Origin of the sequence: Cellulomonas massiliensis JC225 (assembly GCF_000312005.1) — a bacterium.
Lineage (GTDB): Bacteria > Actinomycetota > Actinomycetes > Actinomycetales > Cellulomonadaceae > Cellulomonas > Cellulomonas massiliensis.
On sequence record NZ_HE978588.1, the window covers coordinates 1,100,081 to 1,114,744 of the forward strand.

The 14,664-nt window shown below is 74.6% G+C and carries 14 protein-coding genes and 1 tRNA gene; 10 read left to right on the top strand and 5 right to left on the bottom strand.

What is annotated here, in order from left to right:
• Entirely contained in the window at positions 1-984 is a 984-nt protein-coding gene (locus HGCM_RS05235; protein ID WP_019135824.1) for a zinc-binding dehydrogenase, read from the bottom strand.
• A 250-nt stretch (positions 985-1,234) separates the two neighbouring features.
• On the opposite strand from HGCM_RS05235, the gene HGCM_RS05240 reads away from it, so the two are divergent.
• The 7 genes from HGCM_RS05240 (at position 1,235) to HGCM_RS05270 (ending at position 8,508) form a co-directional block, all read left to right on the top strand.
• Entirely contained in the window at positions 1,235-5,731 is a 4,497-nt protein-coding gene (locus HGCM_RS05240; RefSeq protein WP_026075277.1) for a sensor histidine kinase, read from the top strand.
• 76 nt (positions 5,732-5,807) lie between these two features.
• The gene (locus HGCM_RS05245) at positions 5,808-6,257 is read left to right on the top strand and encodes a roadblock/LC7 domain-containing protein (protein ID WP_019135825.1); all 450 of its coding nucleotides are present in this window, start codon (positions 5,808-5,810) and stop codon (positions 6,255-6,257) included.
• 19 nt (positions 6,258-6,276) lie between these two features.
• Positions 6,277-6,654 carry a DUF742 domain-containing protein gene (locus HGCM_RS05250; RefSeq protein WP_019135826.1) on the top strand — a complete coding sequence of 126 codons (378 nt, stop codon included), beginning with the start codon at positions 6,277-6,279 and terminating at the stop codon, positions 6,652-6,654.
• Complete coding sequence (locus HGCM_RS05255; RefSeq protein ID WP_026075278.1) at positions 6,635-7,249, top strand: GTP-binding protein; 615 nt, start codon at positions 6,635-6,637, stop codon at positions 7,247-7,249. Before HGCM_RS05250 ends, HGCM_RS05255 begins: the two co-directional genes overlap by 20 nt.
• A gap of 111 nt (positions 7,250-7,360) precedes the next feature.
• Positions 7,361-7,822: a PIN domain-containing protein gene (locus HGCM_RS05260; RefSeq protein ID WP_019135828.1), complete on the top strand. Its 462-nt coding sequence runs from the start codon at positions 7,361-7,363 to the stop codon at positions 7,820-7,822.
• Positions 7,823-7,876: 54 nt separating this feature from the next.
• Positions 7,877-7,966, top strand: a tRNA-Ser gene (locus HGCM_RS05265).
• Between the two features lie 62 nt (positions 7,967-8,028).
• Positions 8,029-8,508 (top strand): DUF5956 family protein, encoded by a 480-nt coding sequence (locus HGCM_RS05270; protein ID WP_218917035.1) that lies wholly within the window; start codon positions 8,029-8,031, stop codon positions 8,506-8,508.
• Positions 8,509-8,558: 50 nt separating this feature from the next.
• Here the strand turns inward: HGCM_RS05270 and HGCM_RS05275 are convergent, their stop codons facing one another.
• The 4 genes from HGCM_RS05275 to HGCM_RS05290 form a co-directional block, all read right to left on the bottom strand.
• Positions 8,559-9,338, bottom strand: a complete 780-nt coding sequence (locus HGCM_RS05275) for an amino acid ABC transporter ATP-binding protein (RefSeq protein WP_019135830.1) — start codon at positions 9,336-9,338, stop codon at positions 8,559-8,561.
• Positions 9,325-9,993: an amino acid ABC transporter permease gene (locus HGCM_RS05280; protein ID WP_019135831.1), complete on the bottom strand. Its 669-nt coding sequence runs from the start codon at positions 9,991-9,993 to the stop codon at positions 9,325-9,327. Before HGCM_RS05280 ends, HGCM_RS05275 begins: the two co-directional genes overlap by 14 nt.
• 6 nt (positions 9,994-9,999) lie before the next feature.
• The gene (locus tag HGCM_RS05285) at positions 10,000-10,827 is read right to left on the bottom strand and encodes an amino acid ABC transporter substrate-binding protein (protein ID WP_019135832.1); all 828 of its coding nucleotides are present in this window, start codon (positions 10,825-10,827) and stop codon (positions 10,000-10,002) included.
• Between the two features lie 361 nt (positions 10,828-11,188).
• On the bottom strand, positions 11,189-11,632 hold the full coding sequence (locus HGCM_RS05290) for an iron chaperone (RefSeq protein ID WP_019135833.1): 444 nt from the start codon (positions 11,630-11,632) through the stop codon (positions 11,189-11,191).
• 431 nt (positions 11,633-12,063) lie between these two features.
• Between HGCM_RS05290 and HGCM_RS05300 the strand changes: the two genes are divergently transcribed.
• From HGCM_RS05300 to HGCM_RS05310, 3 genes are all read left to right on the top strand, one after another.
• Positions 12,064-12,570: an FBP domain-containing protein gene (locus HGCM_RS05300; RefSeq protein ID WP_026075279.1), complete on the top strand. Its 507-nt coding sequence runs from the start codon at positions 12,064-12,066 to the stop codon at positions 12,568-12,570.
• Between the two features lie 96 nt (positions 12,571-12,666).
• A complete protein-coding gene (locus tag HGCM_RS16980; RefSeq protein WP_019135835.1) occupies positions 12,667-14,028 on the top strand; it encodes a DUF2252 domain-containing protein in 1,362 nt (453 codons plus the stop codon).
• 75 nt (positions 14,029-14,103) lie between these two features.
• Positions 14,104-14,595 carry a pyridoxamine 5'-phosphate oxidase family protein gene (locus tag HGCM_RS05310; RefSeq protein ID WP_019135836.1) on the top strand — a complete coding sequence of 164 codons (492 nt, stop codon included), beginning with the start codon at positions 14,104-14,106 and terminating at the stop codon, positions 14,593-14,595.
• Positions 14,596-14,664: the final 69 nt, after the last annotated feature.

Genomic DNA, 14,664 nt, shown 5'->3' on the forward strand with positions numbered 1-14,664 from the left:
TCAGGGGACCAGCAGCACCTTCCCGAACACCTCGCCGGACTCCAGCATCCGGTGCGCGCGCGCCGCGTCGTCGAACGGGACCGTGGCGTGCACGACCGGGCGCACGCGGCCGTCCGCGACCGCGGGCCAGACGTGCTCCGCCACGCCCGCGACGATCGCCGCCTTCTGCTCCGGCGGGCGGGCGCGCAGCGTCGTCCCGATCACGGCGGCGCGCTTGGCCAGCAGCAGACCCAGGTCCAGCTCGCCGCGCCGCCCCTGCTGCATGCCGATGACGACGAGTCGCCCGTCGTCGGCGAGCATCCGCAGGTTCGCGGCCAGCGCACCGGCGCCGAGCACATCGAGGACGACGTCGACGCCGCCCCCGCTCGCCTCGAGGACCTGCTCCACGAGGTCGTCGGCCCGGTGGTCGAGCGCGACGTCGGCGCCCAGCCCCGCGACGCGCGCCACGCGCTCCGGCCCGCCCGCGGTCGCCAGCACCCGCAGGCCCAGCGCCGCGGCGACCATGACGGCGGCCGAGCCGACGCCGCCCGAGCCGCCCCGCACGAGGAGCTGCTCGCCGGCCCGTGCGTGTGCGGCCTCGAGGTTCGACCACACCGTCGCCAGGGCCTCGGGCAGCGCCGCCGCGGCCACGAGGTCGAGCCCGTCGGGGACGCGCAGCGCTTGGGCGGCGGGCACGACGACCCGCTCCGCGTAGCCGCCGCCGGCGAGCAGGACGGCGGCGCGGTCGCCCTCTGCCCAGCCGCTCAGCCCGCCCCCGACGCGCGCGACGACCCCGGCGGCCTCCAGGCCCGGCCACGCCGGAGCGCCCGGGGGCGGCGGGTAGTGGCCCTGGCGCTGCAGCAGGTCGGCACGATTCACGCCCGCTGCGGCCACCTCGACGAGGAGCTCCCCGGGGCCCGGGACGGGGTCCGGGGCCTGCTTCACCTGCAGGGCGTCGGGCCCCGCTCCGGGGCCCGCGGCCGCCGCCACGTCGACGATGCGCACGAAAGCACCCTAAGCGCCCTCGGCGCGTCGCTCCGGGCCGTATCCCAGTGGGTGAGGTACATGGCAAACTCTGCCGCGGGCTAATGGTCTCGTGTCCAGCAGCCGATGAGAGGCGAACGGGGAACCCCGTGCATGCGCCACCACGCGTGCGTTCGGCCGCAGGACATCCCCGACCGGGGAAGACGAAGGGATCGACATGCTGCGACGGCTCGGCATTCGTGCCAAGATTCTCGCCGTTCTCGCCGTCCCCATGCTCGTTCTGATCGGGGCTGGTGCGTGGATCTCGTGGGGCGCGATCCAGGACCTGCGCCAGGCGAACGCCGCCGAGGCCGTCATGGAGACGCTGCAGGCGTACGCGCCGCTGTCGGCCGCGCTGCAGAACGAGCGCATCGCGTCGCAGACGGGCGGCTCGAAGGACGAGATCGCGGCCGCGCGCGAGAAGGTGGACGACGCGCTCGACGAGACCCGTGAGTACACCGGGAAGCTCGACCTGTCGCTGTTCCCCGCCGTCCTGGTGAGCCAGTTCCGCCAGGTGCAGGAGAAGTACGCGACCGACCTCCCCCGCGTGCGCGCCGAGATCGACCGCGGCGCCGCGGGCCCGTACTCGGAGAACGCGTACTCCGCGATCGTCTCCTCCCAGCTCGACCTCGTCACCGCGATCGGCAACTCGATGCCGAACCGCGAGGTCGCGCGGTACATCGACGCGAACCAGGCCATCGGTGAGACGGCCAACCAGCTCATCACCGAGATGATCCAGGGCATCCGGATCATGGGCGCCCGCGGCGAGGCCACCGAGGCGATGCTCCAGGCCTACGCCAACATGTCGACCGCCAGTGAGCTCTCGCGCCTCGAGACCGGCACCTCGGTGCGGTTCCTCGACGACACGAACCTCACGATGCCGGCGCAGGACCCGTCGGCCACGTTCTCCCGCATCCGCGCCTACGTGGCGGACGGCTCGGGGCAGGCGCTGAGCCAGTTCAAGCCCGAGGAGTACCCGGTCGAGTTCCAGGGGCAGCTCGAGCGCCTCTCGACCCTCAACACGGGGATCCTCGTCAAGGGCGAGAAGGTCGCCGCGGCCGCCGCGAGCGACGCCCGCAGCCAGACGTTCCTCACCATCGCCGTGACGATCCTCGCGGCCGCCCTGTCCTTCCTCTTCGCGATGGTCGTCTCCCGCGCCATCGTCGTCCCGCTGCGGCGCCTGACGCGTGCCGCCGCCGACGTCCGCGAGCAGCTGCCGCGCATCGTCGAGCAGGTGGCCGTCCCCGGCGAGGGCCCGGAGCTCACGCTCGAGCCCATCCCCGTGACGTCCCGCGACGAGGTCGGCCAGCTGGCCGCCGCGTTCAACTCCGTGAACTCGACCACCGTCGAGGTCGCACAGGAGCAGGCCGCCCTCCGTGGGTCGATCGCGGAGATGTTCGTCAACGTCGCCCGCCGCGACCAGGTGCTCCTCAACCGCCAGCTGTCGTTCATCGACTCGCTCGAGCGGTCCGAGGAGGACCCCGGCACGCTGGCCAACCTGTTCCGCCTCGACCACCTCGCGACCCGCATGCGTCGTAACGCGGAGTCCCTCCTGGTGCTCGCGGGCATCGACTCGGGCCGTCGTCTCCGCGACGCGATGCCGCTGTCCGACGTCATCCGCACCGCCTCGTCGGAGATCGAGCAGTACGACCGCGTCGAGCTGGACCTGCACGTCGACCCGCACATGCTCGGGTTCAACGCGCTCGGCGCCGCCCACCTGCTCGCCGAGCTGCTCGAGAACGCCACGGTGTTCTCCGAGCCCGAGACCCCGGTGACGGTGTCGACGGGCGTCTCGCAGGGCTCCGTGATCGTGCGCATCGCCGACCGCGGCCTGGGCATGTCCGACGAGGAGATCGACGCCGCCAACGCGAAGATCTCGTCGACCTCCGCGGGTGACGCGCTCGGCAACCAGCGCCTCGGCCTCTTCGTCGTCGGCCGCCTGGCCGTGCGCCTCGGCGCGCAGGTCCGCCTGCAGCGCGGCGCGTCCGGCTCGGGCACCGACGCCGTCGTCTACTTCCCGGCCGCGCTGTTCGCCGCGACCGAGACGCCGCTCTACACGCCGAGCGCGCCCGCGTCGGGCGAGGTGCCGGTCGTCGAGGCGCCCGTCGTGCAGGAGGTCGACCTCAACGCCCTCACCGACGGCGCCACCGACGGCGGCCTGCCGCGTCGCCGCCGCGGCGACAGCACCGAGGTCCCCGCGGTCGCCCCGGCGGCCCCGGCCGCGCCGGTCGCGCCCGCCGCGCAGGGCGGCAGCCAGCTGCCGACCCGTCCGCGCAAGACGTTCGACGAGGACAACCTGGTCCTGCCGGCCGCGCCGACGCCGGTCCTCTCGTCCGACCTCGGCTCCGGTGCGTCCGAGTGGACGCCGCCGGCCATCGCGCCCGCGGCGAACGCCGGGCTGCCGAGCCGCACGCGGACCTCCGCGTGGGCCGCTCCCCAGCCGGAGGCCCCCGCGGCGCCGGCTGAGGTGCCCGCCCCCGCCGCTCGCGCGGGCCTGTTCTCCGGCTTCCGCGGCCGGTCGGTCGTCGAGGGCGAGGGTGGCGACCTGCGCGCCACCGGCGTCGGCGGCGACGAGGTCGTGCGCGCTCCCTGGATGTCGCTGGGTGCCCACGCGGCGCCTCCGCAGCCGATCGTCGTGCCCGAGGTGGCCGAGGACGAGGAGCCGTGGACGCCGCAGCTCGCCGAGGACGAGGACGACGCGCCGGTCGCGGCGGCCGAGCCCGAGGCCGTCGAGGAGCAGGTCGCGCCGATCGGCTTCGCGTCCGACGAGGACGAGACCGAGCAGCCCTGGGCGCCGGCCGAGCCGCTGGCCGCCGCCGCCGAGGCCTGGGCCCCGGTCGAGGTCGAGCCCGAGCCCGCGCCGCAGGCCGAGGCCGCGCAGGAGGAGCCGTGGGCTCCGGTGCAGGCTTCCGAGGAGCAGGCCTGGGCGCCGGCCCAGGCCGCCGACGAGCAGCCGTGGGCTCCGGTGCAGGCTGCTGAGGAGCAGCCGTGGGCGCCGGTCCAGGCCGCCGACGAGCAGCCGTGGGCTCCGGTGCAGGCTGCTGAGGAGCAGCCGTGGGCTCCGGTGCAGGCTGCTGAGGAGCAGCCGTGGGCTCCGGTGCAGGCTGCTGAGGAGCAGCCGTGGGCCCCGGTCCAGGCGGCCGACGAGCAGCCCTGGGCCCCGGCGCAGGCTGCTGAGGAGCAGCCGTGGGCGCCGGTCCCGGCCGCCGAGGAGCAGCCGCTGCCGAGCCGTGCCCAGCACGCCGCGCAGTGGGCCGCTGCGCCCGAGGCCGACCCGGTCGACCACGCGTCGGCCGACGTCGAGCCGGTCGCCGAGCAGCCCGTCGCGTCCGACGAGCCCGCGTTCACGCCGTCCTACGAGCCGGCGCACGACGAGGTCGAGGCCCCCGCCGCGCACTGGACCGAGTACACGACGTCGTCCGAGGCCGCCGACGAGGCCCCCGTGGCCGAGGTCGCGCAGGCGGAGCCGACGGCCGAGGCGGCCCCGGCGGCGCGCACGCCGATCTCGCAGGCGTTCACCTCCTACAGCGGCTACGCCGGCTGGGCCGGTCGCCGCGCGGCGGCTCCGACCCCGCAGACGACGTTCGCCGAGTCGCTCGCTGCCGCCCGCGCCTGGCACTCCCAGGAGGAGCAGCCGGTCGCCGAGACGCCCGCGTTCGAGGCCCCCGTGGTCGAGGAGGAGGCGCCGGCCTGGCAGCCGCAGGCCGTCCAGCCGCCCACCTTCGAGCCCGCCGCGGAGGCGCAGGACGAGCCGGTGTGGTCCCCGCAGACCGCGCAGGAGGCCTGGCCGCAGCTCGAGCCGGACGTCGACGCGACGCAGCTCGTCGAGCCCGTCGTCGAGGAGCCGATCGAGGAGCCCGTGGCCCAGGCCCCGGCCGTCGAGACGCCCGCGTTCGAGGCCCCGACGTACGAGGCGCCCGCGTTCGAGGCCCCGGCCTACGAGGCCCCGGCCTTCGAGCAGCCCGCCGCCGTGGCCCCGTCCGTCGCCGAGCAGGCGCCCGTCGTGGCCCCCGACCCGGTGGTCGCCCAGGCGCCGGCCCAGCCCTCGTGGGCGCCGACCGCGTCGGGCGCGGAGACGCCCGCCGAGGAGCCGCGCCAGCGCAAGCTGTTCGGGATGTTCGGCCGCCGCAAGCAGGTGACGGCCCCGGTCGCCGCCGAGGCGGCTCCGGAGCAGCCGGTGCGCGAGTCCGCGTGGGGCGCCCCGGCAGCCCCCGTCGCCCCGAGCGCCCCGGCCCCGGCCGCCGGCTGGCAGGCCCCGGCGTGGCAGGCGCCCGCCGCGCCGGCCCCGGCCCCGCAGACCTCCGCCGCGGAGCAGAGCCCGGTCTCGGGCTGGGCCCCGCCGGAGTGGGCGACGCGCCCCCAGAACGGCGCGCCGCACGTGTCCACCGTCCCCCAGCCGTCGCTGCCGCCCTCGGTCGCGCCGTCGGTGGGCGCACTGTCCGACGAGGTCGCCGCGATGCTGGCGCTCCGCTCGGACATCCAGGAGCAGGCGCTGTCCGAGCTCAGCCAGCTGTCGGCCTACCGGCCGGCGGCGATGGGCTCGCCGAACGCCTCGCTCCAGAAGCGCGTGCCGACGGCGATCCCGCGGCAGGCACCCGTCGAGGACGCCGCCACGCCGATCGAGCGCGACGCCGACCAGCTCCGCTCGCGTCTGTCGAGCTTCCAGTCCGGGACCACGCGCGGCCGCCGCGCGTCCCTGGACGAGAACCAGACCAGCACCACCCCGTGATGTCCCGGAACCCCCACAGCCCTGTGGAGAAGAATCAGAAGGCAGTCGGCCCCGACTGCACCAGCAAGGAGGAAGTGTGACCGCGCTCAGCACCGAGGCAGCCAACTTCGGCTGGCTCCTGGACAATTTCGTCCGGACCGTGCCCGGCACCCGCCACACTCTGGTGGTGTCGGCCGACGGTCTCCTGATGGCGATGTCCGAGCAGCTCGACCGCACCAGCGGCGACCAGCTCGCGGCGATCGTCTCCGGCATGTCGAGCCTGACCCGCGGTGCGTCGCGGCAGCTGCGTGCGGGGGAGGTGCGTCAGGCGATCATCGAGATGGACAACCTCTTCCTCTTCCTCATGAGCGTCTCGAACGGCTCCGTCCTCGCCGTGGTCGCCGAGGCGAGCTGCGACGTCGGCCTCATCGGCTACGAGATGGCGATGCTCGTCTCCCGCACCGAGGCCACGCTCACCCCGCAGCTCATCACCGAGATGCGTGGCCAGCTGCCCGTCGACGGCGCGACCCGCGCCCCGGTGGCCTGACCCGAGACCCGAGGCGTCCATGGACGAATACATCGAGTACGAGGCCAGGACGGTCCGGCCCTACGCCGTGACCGGTGGCCGCGTGCGCTCCGCACGGTCCGACCTGCCTCTCGAGGCGCTGGTCGAGGTCATGCCGGGCGCCGTGGCCGGAACGGGCCTCACCCCGGAGAAGCGTGCGATCCTCCAGCACGCAGCCCACACGTACGTGTCGGTGGCAGAGCTCTCCGCCCTGCTCCACCTCCCGCTCGGCGTGGTTCGGATCCTCGTGTCCGACATGGCCGACCAGGAGTACGTGCGCGTGCACACATCGCAGCCGGTCGAAGTCAACACCGGCGAGTCCCCCGCCCTGTCCCTGAGCGTGCTGGAGAGTGTTCTCAATGGCATTTCCGCCCTCTGACGCAGCGGTGGCCGCTCCCGCCGGCACCGCTCCGTCCGTCGCCCCCACCGTCGTCAAGATCGTCGTCGCCGGCGGGTTCGCCGTCGGCAAGACGACCTTCATCGGTTCCATCTCGGACATCGAGCCCCTCAACACCGAGGCCGCGATGACCGAGCACTCCGTCGGCGTCGACGACGCCGGTGGCGTGTCGGACCGCAAGACCACCACCACGGTGGCGATGGACTTCGGTCGCATCGCCCTGCCGGGGTCGCTGTGGCTCTACCTGTTCGGCACCCCTGGCCAGGACCGCTTCCTGTTCATGTGGGACGACCTGGTCCGCGGTGCCATCGGCGCCGTCGTCCTCGTCGACACCGACCGGCTGGACCAGTGCTTCCCCGCCGTGGACTACTTCGAGAGCCGTGGGATCCCGTTCGTCGTGGGCGTCAACTGCTTCGACGGCGTCGCCAAGCACCAGCTGGAGGACGTCCGCGAGGCGCTGGCCATCCCGGCGCACGTGCCGGTGATGTACACCGACGCGCGGTCGCGGGCCGCCACCAAGCAGGCGCTCATCTCGCTCGTGCAGCTCGCCATGGAGCGTCTGCGCAACCGGGCCTGAGCCCGTACCGACGCAAGGCCGGCCCCGCACGCGCGGGGCCGGCCTTCGTCGTCCGGGTGACGTGCGGAGGGCTCCTGCCGCGGCCCGCGACGAGTACGGGACAATGACCCGGTGCTCGTGCAGCCCCCGCCGCCGGTCGAGCACCCCCGTGTGTACGCGGACGGCTCGGCGCTGACCCGCTACCTCGACGGCGCACCCGACGGCTCGGCCTGGCGCGCCTGGGCGGCCCGGCACGAGGCCGAGCTCGTGACCACCCCGCTCGGGATCAGCGAGCTGCGCGGCACGGCCCGGCCGCTCGGACCGGCGGCGGGCGGCGTCGCGCACGAGGTCGCCGAGCGGGTCGAGGTCGTGCGGTTCTCGGACCAGTCGGTGCGCCGGGCCACCCAGGTCGCGGGCGTCCTGCCGCCGTTCGTCGCCCTCCACGTCGGCGCCGCGCTCGCGCACCCCGACGTGACGACCGTGGCGACGTACGACGTGCACCTCGCCCGCGTCAGCGCGCTGTACGGCCTGCGGGTCGTCTCCCCGGGCCGCGCGCCGACCTGGTGGCGCGACGACCCGACGCCGTGGGAGTGACGCGTCGGCGCTGTGGGAGACTCGTCCCCGCCGTGGCCGGCGACGGCGCGGCGAGGAGGGCTGGCTGAGCGGCCGAAAGCGACGGTCTTGAAAACCGTTAGTGCGGTGACCCCGTACTCAAGGGTTCGAATCCCTTGCCCTCCGCGATGACGTGCGGGCGACGAGCATCGAGCACGGCCCGGACGGCGACATGACGCCACGGTCGGTTGACGAAGGGATGCGCGTCGGTGTCCGGTGACGAGCGGTGGGCGCAGATCATCACGGCAGAGACGCCTCGTGATGGCAACTGGATCGACCTCCCGGAGGACCTCAGGTCGACCCTCGTCGCCTTCGCCGCCGGGCCGGGCCTCGTGAGGGCGGACGAGGTGCGGCCGGGCACGGGACGCGTGCGGGTCGAGGTCCGGACGTCCGACGGCGGGGCGCGACGGTGGGAACGCCATCTGGACGAGGACGACGTCGCGGAGACGTACGCGGAGCTCGTCACGTACCTGCACGAGGCGGGCGTAGCGCCGCCGCCGCGCTGGTACCGCTGGTCGTTGCTGGCTCCGGAGGAGCTGACGGCTGAGGACCTCGAGCGCCGTCTGAACCTCCTGCCGGAGCAGGGCGGCGACCGGATGACGTCCGCGCAGTACGCGGCCCGGGTCTGCGACCTCGTCACCGGGCTCGTCCGGCCCTCGGTGCCCTAGGTCGCTCCGGCCCCGCGGACTCCCGCGGACCGGCTGCCCCGCGCCGGGGATCAGAACGGGTGCAGGAGGCGGTGGACGAACTGCCGCGTGCGCTCCTCGACGGGGTCGCGCAGCACCTGGGAGGGCGGCCCGGACTCCAGGACGCGCCCCTGGTCGACGAAGACCACGGTGTTCGCCACCTCGCGGGCGAACTGCAGCTCGTGCGTGACGATCACCATCGTCCAGCCCTCACGGGCGAGCTCGAGGATGAGCGAGAGGACCTCGCCGACGAGCTCGGGGTCGAGGGCCGACGTCGGCTCGTCGAACAGCAGCAGGTCAGGGTGCAGGGCGAGCGCCCGGACGATGCCGACACGCTGCTGCTGCCCGCCGGAGAGCTGCACGGGGTACGCGTCGCGCTTGTCGGCGAGCCCGACGCGCGCGAGCAGCGCCTCGGCCTCCGCGGTCGCCTCGGCGACGGGCCGCTTCTGGACGACGAGCGGTCCCTCCAGCACGTTCTGGATCACGGTGCGGTGGGGGAACAGGTTGTGCTGCTGGAAGACCATCGCCGAGCGGTCGCGCAGCGCGTGCACGACCTTCCGCGAGGGCCGGGTCGCGAAGTCGACGCGCGGCCCGCCGTCCATCTCGACGACGCCGCGGTCGGGGGTCTCCAGCCCGTTGAGGCAGCGCAGCAGGGTCGTCTTGCCCGAGCCGGACGCCCCGATGACGGCGACGACGTCGCCGCGGTGCACGGTCAGGTCGACGCCGCGCAGCACCTCGGTCGAGCCGAACGTCTTGTGGACGTCGGTGACCGTGAGCAGCGCCTCGCGCCGCTCGTCCTCAGGTTGCGACATGACGCTCCAACCGGGTCTCGAGGCGGCTCTGCACCGCGGACAGCGCGAGGCAGATCACCCAGTACACGGCCGCGGCCTCGACGTACAGGAGCATGAACTCCTGCGAGAACGCGGCGATCTTCTGCGCCTCGCGGAACAGCTCGGTCACGAGGATGAGCGACGCGAGCGACGTGTCCTTCACGAGGCTGATGAACGTGTTCGACAGCGGCGGGACGGAGACGCGCGCCGCCTGGGGCAGGATCACGCGGACCAGCGCCGTGCGGTGGGACATCCCGACGACGTAGGCCGCCTCCCACTGGCCCCGCGGCACCGAGAGGATCGCCGCCCGGACGATCTCCGCCGCGTAGCCGCCGACGTTGATCGAGAACGCGACGACGGCGCTCGGCCACGGGTCGATGAGCAGCCCGATCGACGGCAGGCCGTAGAAGATGACGAAGAGCTGGACGAGCAGCGGGGTGCCGCGCACGACCGACACGTAGGCCCGCGCGAGCCACGAGACGAACCGCCGGCGGGACAGCCGCATGAGCGCGACGACGACCGCGATCACCATCCCGCACGCGAACGACATGATCGCGAGCGGGATGGTGCCGCGGACGGCCCCCGTGACGAGCGGCAGCAGCGAGTCGATCGCGAGCTGCCAGTCGGGCGCGGTCATCCGGTGCTACTCCTGCGTGACGTCGGCGCCGAAGTACTTCTCCGAGATCGACTTCAGGGTGCCGTCGCTCGCCAGCGCGGCGAGCGCGTCGTCCACGGCCTTCGCGAGCGCGTCCGAGCCGCCGGCGAACGCGAACGCCTGCTTCGAGACGTCGTCGGTCTCGGCGGCGACCTTCAGGCCGGCGGCGCCGGTCTGCGTCTTGTAGTCCAGGAAGGTCAGCTCGTCGTTGATGGTCGCGTCGACGCGGCCCTGCTCGACGAGCGCGACGGCCTGCGCCCAGCCCTCGACGGGCTCGACGGTCGCACCCGAGTCCTCGGCGAGCGTGTACCAGTTGCTCGTGAGCGACTGGGCGGTCCGCTTGCCCTTCAGGTCGTCGAACGACGTGATCGCGGAGTCCGAGTCCTTGGTGACGATCACGCCGCGCGAGTAGGTGTACGGCGTGGAGAACGTGTACTTCGCCTCACGCTCGGCGTTGATCGAGACCTGGTTCGCGATCGCGTCGAACCGGCCCGCCTCGAGGCCGGCGAAGATCGCGTCCCACTGCGTCTCCTCGAACGTCGCCTCGACGCCGAGCTTCTCGGCGACGGCGCGGGCGATCTCGACGTCGAAGCCGGTGAGCTCGCCGGAGCCGTCCTCGTGGTACGAGAACGGGCGGTAGGTGCCCTCGGTCCCGAAGACGATCTTCCCGGCGTCCTGCACGGCGGACAGCGAGTCGTCGGACCCGGCGCTCGCGGACGGCGTGCCCGAGCCGGACGAGGAGCACGCGGCGAGCGCGAGCCCGACGGCGGCGACGAGGAGCCCGGAGGCGAGGCGGCGGTGGGTGGGGCGGCGCATGGAGAGACCTCTCTTGCTGCTGGTTCGTGAGTCTGCCACGGGTGGCGGGGGACCGCCGGGGCGCGCGGCGAGGCCCGGGGGGCGGGGAGGGGGTCGCCGGTCAGCAGGCACCCGGGGCGCACGTGCTGCTCACGGCGCGGCCGTCACGGGGACGGGTCGCCTCAGCGGCGACGACAACAGCGCAGGCCGGACGCGACGACCGTCGCGTGCGGGGCGTGTGCGCTGCTCATGGGTCGAATGGCACCACGTCGGCGGGCGCGGCCGAGCACGCGTCTCGGCCAGCGAGACGCCGCGTCTTGCGTCGCCGGGGACGACGACGGCCGGCCGGTCGTCGGACCGGCCGGCCGTCAGGTCGGTCGTCTCACGCGGCGGCGCGCGCGACCAGCTCCGCGATGCGGTCCGCGACCTCGTCCGTGATCGAGGTCAGCGCCCACACGGTCGGCCACATCGTCCCGTCGTCCAGCGCGGCCGGGTCCTCGAAGCCGAGCGTCGCGTAGCGCATCTTGAACTTCTCGGCGGGCTTGAAGAAGCACAGCACCTTGCCGTCCTTGGAGTAGGCGGGCATGCCGTACCAGAGCCGGGGCGCCAGGTGCGGGGCCGCCGCCACCACGATCTCGTGGACCCGCTGCGCCAGGGCGCGGTCGGGCTCACCGAACGACGCGATCTTCTCCAGCACCTCCGCAGTCTGGTCGGCGGCGGCGCCGCGCCGTCGCTCCGCGCGGACCTCCGTCGAGCGCGCCTTCATCGCTGCGCGCTCCTCCTCCGTGAACGTCGGCTCGTCCGCCGCCCTCGTCGTCGCCGCCATCGTGACCCTCCTCGGTCGGTGCAGGCCCTCGCTGCCCTCGACCACCACGCTAGGCGCGGGGTGCGCCCGCGGGCTTCTCCGTTCCTGACGGGCTGCGCGGGACGGCCGCGGCGCCGGTACGGGCTCGGCAGAGGGCTGGTCCGTCGGGCACACTGGACGTGGACGGCTGCCCGGAGCAGCGGTCGGAGCGGCCCCACGGGCCGGCGGACGACGAGGGGCGCACGCGCACGCGGCGCAGGAGGAGAGGTGGCCGGCATGGCCTGCTCGGTCCTCGCGCTCCCGAGCGCCCCCACCCGCTGACCCGTCCCGACGTCGAGGTCACGGAGGCGGCGCCGATGCGCCCTGCCCGCCTCCCGACGCGCCGCAGCCGCCCCCGGGCCGGCCGCGCGGTGGAGGAGCGCGGGCTCCGACCGAACCCACCGGAGACCGAGATGCACCCCCTGACCGAGAAGCAGATCCGCGAGTCCTTCGTCAACGCCTCCCGCCGCGAGGCGGCCCAGGCCACGCTGCCCGACCTGTCCGCTCTGGACTGGTCGCGCCTCGACTACCTCGGCTGGCGCGACCGCCGTGCGCCCCTGGCCGCGTACGCGGTGGTCGAGCTCGACGGCACCCCGACCGGGGTGCTGCTGCGCTCGACCGACGCCAAGGAGCGCGTCCGGCGGCGGGCGATGTGCGCCTGGTGCGAGGACGTCCACGCGACCGACGACGTGAGCCTCTACGTCGCCCGGCGGGCCGGGGCGTCCGGTCGCCGCGGCAACACGGTCGGCACCCTCGTCTGCACCGAGTTCGCCTGCTCGCGCAACGTGCGCCGGCGGCCCACGCTCGCCGAGTCCGGCGTGGACGACGACGACGCCCGCGCGCTCGTCGTCGAGCGTCGCATCGCCGGGCTGCGCGAGCGGTCCGCGCGCTTCGTCGCCGAGGTCCTGCGCGAGGCGTGACGCCACGGGCGCCGGCCGGTCCACGGCCGGCCGGCGCCCACGCCCACCCCGCGCAGGGCGGTGACGCGCCCGTCCTCCCGGTCGTAGGTTCGACCCATGACGTCGCCCGAGCGGGAGGCGAGGACGGCCGCAGGCGCGCGCGCCCGCGGCCGGCTCCCGCTCGAGGGGCTCGCCGAGGTCGGCGCGCCGCCGGGCCGGGACGCGGTGTCGCTCGTCGCCCGGCAGGAGGTCGGACGCGTCGAGACGCTCCTGCCCCTGCGGCGGGACCGGATGGCCGCGTCGCCGTTCGCCTTCTACCGCGGCACCGCGCTGGTGATGGCGGCCGACCTGGCGGCGACCCCGCACTCCGGCCTCACCGTGCAGCTGTGCGGCGACGCGCACGTCGCGAACTTCGGGCTCTTCGGCTCGCCGGAGCGGCGGCTGCTGTTCGACCTCAACGACTTCGACGAGACCCTGCCCGGACCGTTCGAGTGGGACCTCAAGCGGCTCGTCGCGAGCCTCGAGCTCGCGGGCCGCGCGATCGGCCTCCGGCGCAAGGAGCGGCGCCGGGTGACCGTGCGGGCCGTGCGCTCCTACCGCCGGTCGATGGCCGAGTTCGTCGCGATGAGCGACCTCGACGTCTGGTACTCCTCGGCGGACGTGGAGGAGGCGACACGGCTGGCGCGCGCGACGCAGGAGGCGGCGCGCGCCACGCAGCGGGTCGCCGCCCAGGCGCGCCGGCGCACGCAGCTGCGCTCGCTCGCGCGGCTCTCGGAGGTGCACGAGGGCACCCGGCGGTTCGTCGCCGACCCGCCGCTCGTCCAGCCCCTCGCTCACCTGCAGGCGACGGGCACCGTCGGAGCCGACGCGGTCGGCCTCACCCGGCTCATCGACGACTACCGGGCCTCGTTGCAGCCGGACCGCCGGCGCCTCCTGTCCGGGTACACCGTCGTCGACGTCGCGCTCAAGGTGGTCGGCGTCGGCAGCGTCGGCACCCGGTGCTGGATCCTGCTGCTGCAGGGGGTCGACTCGGACGACGCGCTCGTCCTGCAGGCGAAGGAGGCGTCGGCGTCCGTGCTCGAGCCGTTCCTCGGCGCGAGCGGGTACGCCCAGCACGGCGAGCGCGTGGTGCAGGGGCAGCGCCTCATGCAGGCGTCGAGCGACCTCATGCTCGGCTGGCAGCGCGGCGGCGGCGGGACCGGCGAGCGCGACTACTACGTGCGGCAGCTGCACGACTGGAAGGGCGGGGTCGACGTCGGGGCGCTGCGGCCCGAGGGGCTGCTGGGCTACGGGCGGCTGTGCGCCTGGGTGCTGGCACGCGCGCACGCGCGCTCCGGCGACCGGTTCGCGGTGGCGGGGTACCTCGGCGCGGACGCCACCGCCGACGAGGCGCTCGCGGACTTCGCCGCCGCGTACGCCGACCGCGCGGAGCGGGACCACGCGGCGTTCGTCGCGTCGCCCGCCCCACCGGCCGGCTGAGCCGGCCCCGACGTCTCGTCGTGCGGCGCGGTCCGGGCGGGCCTAGCGTCGAGGCGCCGACGACGGGAGACAGCCATGGCGCAGGACGACGACGTCACGAAGGTCGCGGAGCTGATCCGCGACGTCTCGATCGCGATGGTCACGACGGTCGACGCGAGCGGTGCGCTCGTCAGCCGCCCGATGGGCACCCAGGAGGAGGAGTTCGACGGCGACCTGTGGTTCTTCGCCGACGCGGAGAGCCACCTCGTCGCGGAGGTGGGGGCCGGGAGCCCCGTCAACGTCGCGTACGCCGGCGGCTCGTCCTGGGTGAGCGTCTCGGGCACCGCGGAGGTGGTGCGCGACGTGGCGAAGCAGCGCGAGCTGTGGGGCGCGACCGCGAAGGCCTGGTACCCTGACGGGCCCGAGTCACCCGGCCTCGTGCTGGTGAAGGTGCATGCGCGCACGGCTGAGTACTGGGACAGCCCGGGCGGCCGCCTCGCGACGGCGATCAGCTTCGTCAAGGCGACCGTCACCGGCCAGCGCTTCGAGGGCGCCGAGAACGAGACGGTCCGGCTGCCCCGGGAGTGACGCCTGCGCGGGCCCGGCCGCCCGTCACGCGGGCGGGCCGGCCTCCGCGCCGGCGGCGACCGCGGGTGA

What these genes read in the sequence shown, in the direction of transcription:
- HGCM_RS05240 (WP_026075277.1), top strand. Translation starts at nt 1,235, where the DNA reads ATGCTCGTTCTGATCGGGGCTGGTGCGTGGATCTCGTGGGGCGCGATC.
- HGCM_RS05250 (WP_019135826.1), top strand. Translation starts at nt 6,277, where the DNA reads ATGGACGAATACATCGAGTACGAGGCCAGGACGGTCCGGCCCTACGCC.
- HGCM_RS05255 (WP_026075278.1), top strand. Translation starts at nt 6,635, where the DNA reads ATGGCATTTCCGCCCTCTGACGCAGCGGTGGCCGCTCCCGCCGGCACC.
- HGCM_RS05275 (WP_019135830.1), bottom strand. Translation starts at nt 9,338, where the DNA reads ATGTCGCAACCTGAGGACGAGCGGCGCGAGGCGCTGCTCACGGTCACC.
- HGCM_RS05280 (WP_019135831.1), bottom strand. Translation starts at nt 9,993, where the DNA reads ATGACCGCGCCCGACTGGCAGCTCGCGATCGACTCGCTGCTGCCGCTC.
- HGCM_RS05285 (WP_019135832.1), bottom strand. Translation starts at nt 10,827, where the DNA reads ATGCGCCGCCCCACCCACCGCCGCCTCGCCTCCGGGCTCCTCGTCGCC.
- HGCM_RS05290 (WP_019135833.1), bottom strand. Translation starts at nt 11,632, where the DNA reads ATGGCGGCGACGACGAGGGCGGCGGACGAGCCGACGTTCACGGAGGAG.
- HGCM_RS05300 (WP_026075279.1), top strand. Translation starts at nt 12,064, where the DNA reads ATGCACCCCCTGACCGAGAAGCAGATCCGCGAGTCCTTCGTCAACGCC.
- HGCM_RS16980 (WP_019135835.1), top strand. Translation starts at nt 12,667, where the DNA reads ATGACGTCGCCCGAGCGGGAGGCGAGGACGGCCGCAGGCGCGCGCGCC.
- HGCM_RS05310 (WP_019135836.1), top strand. Translation starts at nt 14,104, where the DNA reads ATGGCGCAGGACGACGACGTCACGAAGGTCGCGGAGCTGATCCGCGAC.